General features: G+C 38.9%; 11 protein-coding genes. All 11 read right to left on the bottom strand.

The genetic code is table 11. The annotated features are described in order from the left end of the window. Positions 1-52: 52 nt before the first annotated feature. Positions 53-1,012: an ABC transporter permease gene (locus tag AC6F34_RS09490; RefSeq protein ID WP_500771410.1), complete on the bottom strand. Its 960-nt coding sequence runs from the start codon at positions 1,010-1,012 to the stop codon at positions 53-55. After that, entirely contained in the window at positions 1,013-2,062 is a 1,050-nt protein-coding gene (locus tag AC6F34_RS09485) for an ABC transporter permease (protein WP_500771408.1), read from the bottom strand. Continuing rightward, complete coding sequence (locus AC6F34_RS09480; RefSeq protein WP_500771406.1) at positions 2,055-3,587, bottom strand: ABC transporter ATP-binding protein; 1,533 nt, start codon at positions 3,585-3,587, stop codon at positions 2,055-2,057. Before AC6F34_RS09480 ends, AC6F34_RS09485 begins: the two co-directional genes overlap by 8 nt. Positions 3,588-3,860: 273 nt before the next feature. After that, positions 3,861-4,961 (bottom strand): BMP family lipoprotein, encoded by a 1,101-nt coding sequence (locus tag AC6F34_RS09475; RefSeq protein WP_500771404.1) that lies wholly within the window; start codon positions 4,959-4,961, stop codon positions 3,861-3,863. An 84-nt stretch (positions 4,962-5,045) separates the two neighbouring features. Then, on the bottom strand, positions 5,046-5,771 hold the full coding sequence (locus AC6F34_RS09470; RefSeq protein WP_500771402.1) for a GntR family transcriptional regulator: 726 nt from the start codon (positions 5,769-5,771) through the stop codon (positions 5,046-5,048). A gap of 515 nt (positions 5,772-6,286) precedes the next feature. Continuing rightward, positions 6,287-8,626 (bottom strand): DNA translocase FtsK, encoded by a 2,340-nt coding sequence (locus AC6F34_RS09465; protein ID WP_500771400.1) that lies wholly within the window; start codon positions 8,624-8,626, stop codon positions 6,287-6,289. A gap of 110 nt (positions 8,627-8,736) precedes the next feature. Beyond that, a complete protein-coding gene (locus AC6F34_RS09460; RefSeq protein WP_500771398.1) occupies positions 8,737-8,949 on the bottom strand; it encodes a YlzJ-like family protein in 213 nt (70 codons plus the stop codon). Beyond that, positions 8,946-9,647: a ClpP family protease gene (locus tag AC6F34_RS09455; protein WP_500771742.1), complete on the bottom strand. Its 702-nt coding sequence runs from the start codon at positions 9,645-9,647 to the stop codon at positions 8,946-8,948. The genes AC6F34_RS09460 and AC6F34_RS09455 overlap by 4 nt, the downstream gene beginning before the upstream one ends. A gap of 165 nt (positions 9,648-9,812) precedes the next feature. Then, complete coding sequence (locus AC6F34_RS09450; RefSeq protein ID WP_500771396.1) at positions 9,813-11,477, bottom strand: ribonuclease J; 1,665 nt, start codon at positions 11,475-11,477, stop codon at positions 9,813-9,815. A gap of 195 nt (positions 11,478-11,672) precedes the next feature. Continuing rightward, positions 11,673-12,545, bottom strand: a complete 873-nt coding sequence (gene dapA, locus AC6F34_RS09445; protein WP_500771394.1) for a 4-hydroxy-tetrahydrodipicolinate synthase — start codon at positions 12,543-12,545, stop codon at positions 11,673-11,675. A 17-nt stretch (positions 12,546-12,562) separates the two neighbouring features. Continuing rightward, on the bottom strand, positions 12,563-13,807 hold the full coding sequence (gene dapG, locus AC6F34_RS09440) for an aspartate kinase (protein WP_500771392.1): 1,245 nt from the start codon (positions 13,805-13,807) through the stop codon (positions 12,563-12,565). Between the last annotated feature and the right edge of the window lie 34 nt (positions 13,808-13,841).

Raw genomic sequence — 13,841 nt, 5'->3', positions numbered from 1 at the left:
CTCTTGTCGATTAAAAAAGACCTTAGACGGTTTGTCTAAGGTCTTTCAAAAATTAACGGCTTCCTTTAATGTATGGTACACCGGATGCTTTTGGAGCATCTGCTCGTCCGATAAAGCCTGTCAATGCGATGATTGTTAACGCATATGGTGCAATGTGCAAATACACATTCGGAATATTTTGTAAGAAAGGCAATCCCGAACCGATTATACTTAGACATTGAGCAAATCCAAAGAATAACGCTGCTCCCATAGCTCCAAGTGGATGCCATTTACCAAAAATCATTGCTGCTAAAGCCATAAAACCTGAGCCGCTGATCGTTGAATGTCCAAAGAAGGAAGAAATCGCTTGTGCGTAAATTCCGCCACCAATTCCACCAAGAGCTCCAGAAATGATAACAGCTATATAGCGCATTTTCGTTACATTTATTCCCATCGTGTCAGCAGCCATAGGATGCTCTCCGACAGCCCTTAAACGAAGTCCAAATGGCGTTTTGAAAATCACATACCATGCAACAAACGCTACAGCAATCGCAAAGAATGATGTATAATACGTGTTCGAGAAGAACATTGGTCCTATAATTGGAATGTCACTTAAAAATGGCACATCAACTTTTCTAAAGCTATATTGAATGTTGTCTGTTTGGCCTTTACCGAAAATTAATTTAACTAAAAACATTGCTAAACCGACAGATAAAAGGTTAATTACAACACCTGATACCGTTTGATCTGCCCGGAATGTAATCGCTGCAACAGCATGAATTAGTGAGAAAAGTGCACCGACAACCATTGCTGCAAGTAAGGCAACCCAAGGGGTCATACTTCCAAAAGTACTTGCAAAGAAGAGGTTAAACACGATTGCTGTAAATGCGCCGATTACCATTAATCCTTCTAATCCAATATTAACGACACCTGATCGTTCAGAGAAGGTACCACCTAAAGCTGTCAGTATAAGTGGAGCTGCCCAAAGTAAAGTGGCTGGTACAATTAAGTATAAAACTTCCAAGAAGCCCACTTACTTCACCCCTTTCTTGCTAATGCGCTGAATAAAGAGACGAATCATATAACTTGCTGCAACGAAGAATACGATAAGTGCAATAATGATATCAACTAGTTCATTTGGAACACCCGCATGTAATGGCATATTTAACGCCCCTACTTTTAAGCTTCCAAAAAGAATCGCTGCCAATACAATTCCGATTGGTGCATTTGCACCTAGTAAGGCGACGGCAATCCCATCAAACCCTATTCCAGTAAATCCACCTTTGACAGCTGCATACCCGAAGGTTCCAAGACCTTCCATAGCACCAGCTAATCCCGCGAAACTACCAGCAATCACCATTGATAAGACAATATTTTTCTTAACATTCATACCTGCATATTGAGAAGCATGTTGATTGAATCCGACCGCTTTCAACTCAAAACCACGTGTCGTTTTCTCCAATAGGAACCACATAATAAATACACAGATAATGGCAATGAGAATTCCCCAGTGCAATCTTGAATAATCTGTTATGCTCTCTAAAAATGGAGAGCGAAGTGAAGCCGTTTCTTCAATCCGACCAGTACGATCGCTTCGATCAGAAAGAACTGTTCGGATCAAGTAATTTGTTAAATGCAATGCAATATAATTCATCATGATGGTTACAATTACTTCGTGCACTCGAAACTTCGCTTTTAAAATACCAGGAATAAATGCCCAAAATGCTCCAGCAAGTGCAGCCGCTAAAACAGCCATCGGCAGGTGAATAAGCTTCGGTAAATCGTCAAAAGCTACACCAACCCATACAGCAGCTAACCACCCAACAATTAGCTGACCCTCAACACCAATGTTAAAGAGGCCTGTACGAAATGCAAATGCCACAGATAGCCCTGCTAAAATATATGGGGTAATCTGACGAATGGTTTCACCAGTGAAATACGAATCTCCAAATGCTCCATCCCATAAGGCAGAGAATGCAGCTATTGGATTATATCCTGTTACAAGCATAATAATCGTTCCTGCGACCATCCCAAGGACAACAGCAATGAGCGGTATTAGTATATTGGTTAATCGATTAGACATGTTCTTTTTCACCTTCCTTATGTGTCGAACCAGCCATAAGTAGCCCTAATTCTTGTTCTGTAGTTTCTTTAGGATTAACGATCGCTACGATTTGTCCTTCATAGATCACGGCAATTCTGTCACTTATATTCATAATTTCATCTAATTCAAACGATACGAGCAGAACAGCTTTCCCTTTGTCTCGTTGTTCAATTAAACGTCTATGAATAAATTCAATTGCTCCTACATCCAATCCACGAGTAGGCTGTGCTGCTATTAAAAGGTCCGGATCACGGTCAACTTCCCGCCCAATAATTGCCTTTTGCTGGTTTCCACCTGAAAGTGCACGTGCCTTTGTGAATTCACTTGGTGTACGTACATCAAACTCTTTAATTAAGCTTCTAGCTTTCTCATAAATTTCTTTGTAATTTAATATTCCTGACTTAGCAAATGGTTTTTGATAATAAGTCTGCAGAACCATATTTTCAGCCATTGGATAATCCAATACAAGTCCATGTTTGTGTCGATCCTGAGGAATATGACCTACCCCTGACTCTGTAACTTTTCTCGGAGAAAGGTGAGTAATTTTTTTACCATTCATTTGGATAGATCCACTTTCCACTTTACGTAGACCTGTAATAGCTTCAATTAATTCCGATTGACCATTGCCATCTACCCCTGCAATTCCGACAATCTCACCAGCTCTAACATCTAAATTTAAGTCGTTTACAGCTGTTACACCACGAGAGTCCTTTACATTTAAACCTTTAACAGAAAGTACTTCTCCTTGAGGTGTTGCATCTTTTTTCTCTGTTTTGAAGAGGACTTCGCGTCCAACCATTAGGCTCGCAAGTTCATTTGGATTCGTTTCTGGAACATTCACCGTCCCAATACCAACACCCTTGCGAATGACTGTAACGCGGTCACATACTTCCATGATTTCTTTCAATTTATGTGTGATCAAAATAATCGATTTTCCCTCTTTGATCAATGTGCGCATAATTTGGATTAACTCTTTGATTTCTTGCGGAGTTAATACAGCCGTCGGCTCATCAAAGATTAGTATTTCAGCACCACGATATAACGTTTTTAAGATTTCTACCCTTTGTTGCATCCCAACTGATATGTCTGCTATCTTTGCCTGAGGATCGACTTTCAAGCCATATCGTTCAGAAATTTCACGAACATCTTGCTCCGCTTTTTTTAAATCAATCTTTCCTTTAGATGTCGTTTCTTTTCCTAGAATAATATTTTCAGTCACAGTAAATTTCTCTACTAACATAAAGTGCTGATGGACCATTCCAATACCCAGATCATTGGCAACATTCGGGTCAGTAATATGAACCTTTTGGCCATTAACTTTAATCTCTCCTTGCTCTGGCTGGTAAAGACCAAAAAGAACGTTCATTAAAGTAGATTTTCCAGCACCGTTTTCACCTAAAAGCGCATGGATTTCACCCTTTTTTAACTGCAACGTAATATTATCATTTGCAACAATGCCCGGGAATTCTTTACGAATATTTAGCATTTCAATTACATAATCCATCTCTACACTCCTCCATCCATCGATTAGGGGATCATTCTTATAGGTAGTAAGAGGTCAGACCTCTACTACTCTTATAAAAGCTCGGTATTCACCAAGCTGAAGTTTCTTTTAAATTTAAACTTCTACTAAAAGAGCAAATGCTTTTCTTTGCACCTTTAGTAGGAGTTTAAGATTTCTTCAAATATTAACGAATCATCAAGTAGCTTTAATACACCCTTGTCTTTAAAAAAAGAATAAGGGGTTAATAGCACACCCCCTTATTCCTTTGTAATATTACTCAGCTGAGAAAGTTTCAAGTTCTGCAAGAGTTCCAGGTGGTTCTAAACCGCCTTTGATCTTTTCAATCCACTCATTTACAGCTGTTTCGATGTCTGCTTTGTTACTAACTTGATCGTTGATTGGTGCAAGGCCTACACCTTCATCATTCAATGTATAAACGATCGTTTCGCCACCAGGGAAGTCGCCGTTTAATGCTCTAGTTGAAATATCGATTACTGCATTGTCAACACGCTTTAATGCAGAAGTTAACACTACATTATATTCTCCGATTACACCTTCATCTGTTTGATCAGAGTCAACACCAATTGCCCAGATGTTTTGGTCAGGATTCATTTCCTTACGGTCTTTTGCTTCTTTAAATAATCCGCCACCAGTACCACCTGATGCATGGAAGATTACGTCAATTCCTCTTTGGTACATTACGTTTGCAATTGCTTGTCCAGCAGCTTCGTCTTCAAAAGATCCAGCATATTGTACATCAACTTCAATTGAATCATCGATAGCTGCTACACCTGCTAAGAAACCTGCTTCAAAACGCTCGATTACTGGAATTTCCATTCCACCAAGGAAACCTATTTTCTTAGACTCACTAGCTAATGCTGCTGCTACACCTGCTAAAAATGCAGCTTCTTGCTCTTTGAAAAGAACGCTTGCAACGTTATCCTCTTCAACAACTCCATCAATAAGTGCATAGTTTGTATCTGGTTGTTGTTGTGCAATTTCTTGGATTGATTCTTCCATTAAGAAACCTACACCAAATACTAAGTCAAAGTTTTGACGAGTTAAGTTGTTCAAGTTTGTAGCATAATCTGCATCAGATTGAGATTGTAAGTAATGGTATCCACCTACACCTTGGTCTAAACCATTGTCTTTTCCAAATGCTTGAATTCCTTCCCAAGCAGATTGGTTGAATGATTTATCGTCAATTCCACCAACATCAGTTACCATCGCAACAGAGAATTCTGCAGATTCATTGCTGCCTTCATCTCCGCCACCGTTGTCTGTGCTGTTATTATCATTTGATCCACATGCACTTAAAAACGTACCAGCTGCTAGCATTAAAGATAATGCTAAACCAAATTTGCGCTTTTTCAAGGTATTAACCCCCTAAAGTTTTTGTTTGCTAACACTTAGTAGGTTAAGCGTTAACAAATGATTGAATGCATACATCAAAAATATCTATACTCTTTTACGCAATACATGGAAGCTGAACTTATCCGCACGAAAGTAATTTACTGAGTAAAGAATCGGTTCATCCATCTCATCGAAATGCATTTGCTTTAAAACGAGGAGCGCTGTTTCAGGATCACATTGTAAGATTGGTGACACTTTTTCGTGATAACCAATCGGTTCAATTTGAGCAACAGCATATGTAATTTTTCTCCCCGCTGTCTCACTTAGCAAATCGAGTAACGATTCTTTATCTCTTGAAAAGCTTTCTGGCAAATAGCTTTCAGGAACTTTATCAACACAGTATACAACAGGCTCACCATTTGCTGTTCTTACACGTTCGATCACGGCAAATTCTTCTTCCACATCACATGAAAACCGCCTGCTGTCATCTTCAGTTGGTCCTTGCGTAAAAGAACTCAAGAAAATTGTACCGGGCTGCATTCCAGCTTGTTGAATCATGCTAGTCACACTATTCAACTGCTCAATGCCAGAAGTAAATAACGGCTTTGCATTTACAAACGTCCCTACGCCGTGCCGACGAATGATGATATTCTCTTCTTCAAGAATTCTCAATGCCTCACGTAAAGTAGCTCTGCTTACACCAAGCAATTTCGCAAGATCGAATTCTGAAGGAAGTTTTTCTTTTTCTTTATAAACTCCTGCTTCAATATCTTGCTTCAAGTGATCGATGACTTGTAAATATAAGTGCCGATTATCTGACTTAATGGACATTATGTGTTCCCCCAACCCGTTATTCAAGAGATCAGACCTCTGATGTTCAATCATTCCTACTAATCGAAAATACTATAACACTTTTTACCCAATTTTGAAATAGGATTTAGATAAAATGTCGAAAAAAGATATTTTTAACATAATTATCTGAATCATCCATTGGGCATAAAGTGAAATAATGTAATTTATTTATAATGAAAGCGTTTTCTATATCATTCACCCAATTAAAGCGTTAATTTTCCGAATGAAAACGTTTTTAATTGTATAACACATTTCATTTAAGCAGTTTTCTTTGAATTAAAGGAGTAATCTTCACTGAAGAAGGAGTGAAACATTATCGATTTCACTCCTTCTGAGTCTTTCGTGCTTCAGCTCTTAGTATCCGCAACCGTAGATTCACTCTAATAATTTATTTCATAAGAATAAATGTATCCAACTTATCGATTTCAACCTTCTTACTCTCCATACCTCAAAAAATGCTGACCGATTATCGGTCAGCATTTATGCTTAATTCATTATGATGTTTGTTCATCTGTTGCATTTTTCCCAACGAGTACAGCACGTGGTTTACTTCCTTCATAAGGGCCTACTACACCACGAGCCTCCATTTCGTCAATGAGACGAGCTGCTCGTGTATAGCCAACTCTAAAACGGCGCTGAAGCATTGATACAGATGCTGTTTGCATTTCAATAACTAACTCAACCGCGTCATCATATAATTCGTCTTCGACTTTTTCTGTTATTTCTGGAATATCATCTGGAATCATCTCTTCCTGATATTGTGCCTTTTGTTGCCCAATGACAAAGTTCACAATTTCCTCAACCTCATCATCCGATAAAAACGCACCTTGTACACGTATAGGCTTAGAAGCTCCAACAGGAAGGAATAACATATCCCCACGTCCTAATAGCTTTTCTGCTCCACCCATATCAAGAATAGTTCGTGAATCAGTCATTGAGGAGACAGAGAATGCAATTCTGGAAGGAATATTTGCCTTAATGACTCCTGTAATTACATCGACTGATGGACGCTGTGTGGCAATAATTAAATGGATTCCTGCCGCACGAGCCATTTGAGCTAGGCGCATGATCGCATCCTCAACATCAGATGATGCAACCATCATAAGGTCAGCAAGCTCGTCCACAATTACAACAATATATGGGAGCAAGGGCTGTTGTGCTTCACTTTCAGCGTTTTGTCGCTTTATAAATTCATTGTACCCTTCGATATTACGAGTTCCGGTATGTGAGAAAAGCTCATATCGTCTTTCCATTTCACTAACAACTTTTTTCAATGCTTGTGATGCTTTCTTTGCGTCGGTTACAACAGGTGCTAATAAATGGGGCACTCCATTGTATACATTTAGCTCGACCATTTTTGGGTCAATCATCATTAATTTTACTTCATGAGGCTTCGCTCGCATTAAAATACTTGTAATGATCCCATTTATACACACACTTTTTCCACTCCCGGTTGCACCTGCAACCAAAAGATGGGGCATTTTATTAAGCTCAGCTAAAACCGCTTCACCGGTAATATCACGTCCTAATCCTATAAGCAACTTTGTGTCCGGACGATTATTCGCTTTTGCCTCAAGCACCTCTCTTAAAGAAACCATTGCAATTTCTGTATTCGGGACTTCGATTCCAATTGCTGACTTCCCAGGAATTGGCGCTTCTATTCGAATATCTTTTGCCGCTAGTGCAAGCGCAAGGTCATCACTCAAACTTACAATCTTTGAGACCTTTACTCCAACATCTGGATGCACTTCATATTTAGTAACAGCTGGCCCCAAGTGTACTTGAGTAACCTTCGCTTTCACCCCGAAGCTTTGGAACGTTCTTTCAAGCTTAGCTGCATTCGCATGGATCAGCTCATACTCACCGCTTTGATCCGTCTGAAAAGGTACTTTAAGAAGCTTAATTGGTGGGAGTTTATAATCTTTATTCTCAACTTCCGTAAATGTGATTGGCGGTACAGGCTCATCCTCTCCCACATTTTTTTCTGAGTCATTTACTTTTTGTTTCTCTGGAAATTCCTGTCGATCTTCCAAATAAACTCTTTCTGTAAAGCTTGAAATAATCGGTTCCCTTTGATCGTCAGGTTCAATAACCTCAGGTTGATTATGTATTGGAACGATCGTGTCTTGTTCTTGATTTTGCAGCTTCTCTTTTTCTTTTTCATTTTTGCGTTCTTTGCGACGATCGTTTTGGCCAATTAGCCATTGTTTCATATCAGAAAGAAAAGCTTTCCATTGCCCTTTAACAAACTTTCCAATCGATGCTAACATTTTACCTGCTGTTTCACCAAACGTCTTACCTGTCATAAGAACAACTCCGACAATGACAAGCACGAATGCAACTATTGGTGTTCCAAGCTCTCCAAATAAAAAGTAGAATAAAGCGAAGAGAACCGCACCAATCATTCCGCCACCTAATTGATTAGTCGTTGTCTCTCCTCTCGCTTCCATCCAAAACATTTGCCATGTATTCAATACAACACTTGGATCACTAACTGCGTCTTTGGCAACGAGGTTTTCAAAGATTGTAATATGACTAAATAACAGCAATGCTGAAACGATAAAATAAAGACCAATCATTGGTCGATAAAATAAATACGGTGTTTCACGCTTCCACATCAAATAAACTGCAAATGCAAACAATCCAATCAAGCAAAGAATATGCCATTCTCCCATAAAGAAACGGAAAAAAGACACTGTTGCCTCCCCGACTGCACCTAAACGTGCCATAGACAAGACAGAGAGCGTAATCAATGTTAAGGCTATCAATTCATATTTTAACGTTTTTTTCATCGATTCTTTTGATCGTTTTTTTCTTCTTTTCCTTTTCACCATTACTATCACCTAATTAATTTAAAAATAGATCAACTTGAACGAAGAAAGCAGCCGTATTGGCTGCCTAAACTACGTTACCGTTTATTATAACATAATCCACATCTGGTAAGTCATGCTAGAGGAATTTTTGTTCCTGGTGGAAAACGATTGTCTAAGAAGTGTGCTGGATCGGTACTTATCACGCGCTGGACAGTCCATTCTTGACGCGACTGTCTCTCCACTAATAATGGCACTCCTTCATGTACAATAACCTGCTGAGTCTCTTCATAGCTCTTATCATATGGAAAAACCAGCTCTTCAGGCATCATCGTATAAATAATCATTGAACTAAACCTTCTTTGTCATTCTTATTTACCTCAATTAATTCATTTAGTTTCTTCATTGCTTGTCCAATACCACCAACTGCGTCAATTAAACCATATTGTACCGCATCTGATCCAACAACATTTGTTCCAATATCACGAGTTAAATTACCTTTAGCAAACATTAAATCTTTAAATTTCTCTTCACTTATATGTGAATGCTTTGTAACAAAGTTTATTACTCTTTCTTGCATCTTATCTAAGTATTCGAATGTTTGTGGTACCCCGATTACAAGCCCTGTCAAACGAATTGGGTGGATTGTCATCGTTGCTGTTTCTGCCACAAAGGAATAATCACAAGAAACTGCAATTGGTACTCCAATAGAATGTCCACCACCTAAAACTATCGAAACTGTAGGCTTTGAAAGAGATGCTAGCATTTCAGAAATAGCCAAACCTGCCTCAACATCGCCACCAACTGTGTTTAAGATAACGAGTAGTCCCTCAATCTTTGGATTCTGCTCAATCGCCACTATTTGAGGAATCATATGCTCATATTTCGTTGTTTTATTTTGGGGTGGAAGTTGCAAATGCCCTTCAACTTGCCCGACAATAGTTAAACAATGTATTTTCGAATCTTGAGAAAGCTGCGGAACATTCGTTTGTCCAAGTTGCTGAATCTTTTCCATGAGAGGTGACGGTTTATCATCCTTCGGCATTTCTTGAGGTTGCTCATTGCTTTCTAAATGTTCCATAAGTAATCCCCCTATTTAAAAAATCTCTATAGGTAGTATTAACAGTGTATGGCTTTTCATTCAAAACAGCTCTACAAATCCCAAAACAAAAAACGATGAGGATAGAAGAATATCCGCATCGTTTGATTTTTAAGCTTCCATGATGATTGGTAAAATCATCGGTCTACGCTTTGTTTGTTCATAAACAAATTGATTTAAGCTTTCACGCATATCTTGTTTAATTGATGACCAATCAAATGAATCCTTTTCTAGGTTTTTTTGAACAACGTCTCTGACGATATTCACAGCGCGATCGAGAAGTTCTTCTGACTCGCGCACGTAAACAAAACCTCTCGTAATGATTTCTGGTCCTGCAGAGATCTTCCTCTCCTTTTTACTCAATGTTACAACGACAAGTAGGACCCCGTCTTGTGATAAAAGCTTTCGATCTCGTAATACAATATTTCCGACATCTCCGACACCACTACCATCAATTAGAACATTACCTGCAGGGACTTTCCCAGCTGGTCGTAATCTACCTTCAACGAGCTCGATCGTTTCACCCTTGTCGGGGATATGGATGCTTTCATCAGGTAAACCACAGCTTTTGGCTAATTTCGCATGAGATTTAAGCATGCGGTATTCACCATGGATAGGCATAAAGAATCTCGGATTCATTAAATTGATCATAAACTTTAACTCTTCTTGTGAACCGTGGCTTGAAACATTAAACTTCCCTTTGCCTGAAATCACAGTAGCTCCTGCCCTATAAAGCATATCAACTGTTTTTCCAACAAACACTTCGCTACCGCGTATTGGTGAAGTAGTCAGAAGAACTGTATCGCCTTGTTGTATATTCACTTGACGATGCGTTCCTTTCGCCATTTTTTGTAGTGCTTCGATCGGTTCACCTTGTGAGCCAGTAGCTAAAATGACCACCTCGTCATTAGCAAAGTTTTCAATTTCTTTTATTTGAATGATAAGATCCTCATATACTTCAAGATATCCTAATTGGACGGCAATATGGTATACCTGTTGCAAACTTTTTCCAACAACAGCAATCTTCTTCTTCGTATTTTTTGCAGCATCAAAAATATGTTGTAATCGAATTAAATCCGATGCAAAAGAAGCAGCTATAATTCGCCCTTTAGCAGTATAGAAAACTTTGTTTAGCTCTTGGGAAACCAATGCTTCTGATTGAGTATATCCTGGCTTCTCAGCTTCTGTACTATCTGATAACAGACATAGGACGCCTTCCTCACCAATTGCTGCCATCTTACCAATGTCAGCCTTGTATAGTTTACTTGCTGCTTGATCAAACTTAAAGTCTCCTGTAAAAACAATGTTTCCTTCAGTCGTATGTATACAAATACCCACACTATCAGGTATGCTATGATTCGTACGGAAAAATGAGAGCGTGACATCGCCAAATTCTAATCTTGTATCAGAATCAACTTCTACTAAGCTTGTCTTCTTTAATATTCCTTCTTCCTTTAATCTCACTTCAGCTAAAGCTAGAGTAAGCTTCATACCATACACCGGTACATTTAGATCCTTTAAAATATATGGAAGTGCTCCGATATGATCCTCATGCCCATGAGTTAAAAAGATGCCTTGTATCCGTTCTTTATTCTGTAGTAAATAGGTGATTTCAGGGATTACGATATCAATCCCCAGCATTTCATCTTCTGGGAACATTAGTCCCGCGTCGATGATAAAAAGATCTCCGTTCACTTCTACTACATGCATGTTTTTACCAAGTTCTCCTACTCCCCCAAGTGCGGTTAACTTGATATTTTCATTCTGTCTGTTCAATGTATGTTTCCTCCTAAGTATCGTTCAGCCGATCAAGATCAGTTATCCATATTATACTTGAACAATGAAATCAATGACAACCAAATTTATGCAAAGCTTTTCGAAATGAAACATTGGTTGTGTATCAATTTTCATTATGAAGCTTTGCATATTAAAAAAATGACTGGAAAATGTATTCCAAGTCATTTTTTCTATTTATGAAAGTCCAAGTAAGGTTGAAAGCTCCAGGCGTTCATTTTCAGTTAGCGGCACCATTGGTAGACGAATGCTTCCAACATCTAATCCTTTTAATTGTAAAGCAGTTTTTACAGGCACTGGACTTGGCGCTTTAAACAGACCTTCCATGACCGGCAGAATCTCTTGGTGAAGCTTTGCTGCCTTCTCACGGTCTCCTTTTAAGTATGCCTCGATCATCTCTTGCATTTCATCACCGATAATATGTGATGCTACAGACACAATACCAGTACCTCCAATTGCCATGACCGGAAGTGTTAGTCCATCATCCCCACTGTAAACATCAAAATTATTATCCGTTCCTGCAATAATTTTAGTCATCGCACTTAAATCTCCACTTGCTTCTTTTGCTGCGACAACATTAGGGATCTCAGCTAAACGAATTATCGTTTCAGGTTGAATGTTTACTACTGAGCGTCCAGGAATATTATACACCATTACAGGCAGCTTTGTGCTTTCAGCAATTGCTTTGAAGTGAAGGTACAATCCTTCTTGATTTGGTTTGTTATAATATGGCGCAACAATCATAATTGCGTCTACACCAATTTGCTCTGCCTTCTTCGTTAATTCTATTGAAGCATACGTATCATTTGAGCCTGTTCCAGCTATCACGGGAACGCGCTTATCTACAACCTTTACCACATGCTGAAACAATGCAAGCTTTTCTTCTTTTGATAATGTAGGAGATTCGCCCGTTGTTCCTGCAACAACTAATGAATCCGTACCATGTTCGATTAAATGGTTAATTAATTGTGTTGTTTTTACAAAGTCAATATGTCCTTTGCGATCAAATGGTGTAACCATTGCTGTTGAAACTCGGCCAAAATGTGCCATTCTTCCACTCCTCCACACTATAGTCCTTTGCGATCAAATTCAATACTTTCTTTTTCTAAATGAAATGCATCATGTAGTGCATTTACCGCTTTTTGTAGATCCTCTTGCTTCACTAAAACCCAGATTGTCGTATGACTATCTGCCGATTGTAAAATTCGTATGCCTTCTTCTGATAATGCTGTAACAATTTTTGAGGCAACTCCTGGCACTCCTTGCATCCCTGCTCCGACAACCGAAACTTTTGCACAGCCCTTTTCAATAATAGGCTCATGGCCTAAGTCACGTAATATTTCTACAGCTTTTTCAGTCATTTCTTCAGTGACTGTATAGTTGACTCCATTAGGATAAATATTGATAAAATCTACACTAATGCCATCGTTAGCCATAGCTTTAAACACTTCTGCTTGTAAGTTGTATTGATCTTTCTTAGCAAGCACTTTAATTTGGGTTACATTCGGAACATGTGCAATTCCTGTTACCGGTCTTTCTTTAATATCGACTCCACGACTATCTTTATTAAGCGTTGTCACTAACGTACCAAGTCCATCACTATACGTTGAGCGAATTCGGATGGGAATCTTCGATTGCATTGCAATTTCCACCGCACGTGGATGAATCACTTTCGCACCTTGGTAGGCCATATTGCATACTTCTGTGTATGTGACGACTGACAGAGGACGAGCATTTTCAGCAATGCGAGGATCGGCAGTCATGATCCCCTCAACGTCTGTAAAAATATCAATCCATTCAGCATTCAAAGCTGAACCAAGTGCTGCTGCTGATGTGTCACTTCCACCTCGTCCTATTGTGGTCATATCCCCATTTTTAGCCGCTCCTTGAAAACCAGCAACAACAACCACATCATGGTATTGAAGCTCTTTTAAAAGACGATCACATTTCATTTCAACAATTTTTGCATTCGTATGATCATAATTTGTTTTGAACCCAGCTTGGGCACCTGTTAACGATGTAGCGGAGATATTATTTTCTAGTAGCATATTCGTGAATACGACACTCGATATAATCTCTCCAACAGATAATAGTAGATCTGTTTCTCTTTTATTAATTTTACTTTTTGTATGATTGATCAGCGAGAGGAGTGTATCCGTTGCATAGGGGTCACCTTTTCTTCCCATTGCTGATACGACAACAACTACCTTGTAGCCTTCATGTACCGCTTTTTGAATGTGCTTAAAAGCGTGCAAACGGCTTTCTTCATCTTTTACTGAAGTTCCACCGAATTTTTGTACGACGATTTTCATGAAAACACCTCAAATACTCTCTTGAAATTCTAGG

Source organism: Niallia sp. CD-39 (assembly GCF_059874745.1).
The sequence above is the reverse complement of the archived record's forward strand: the minus strand, read 5'-3'. Positions and strand labels throughout refer to the sequence as shown.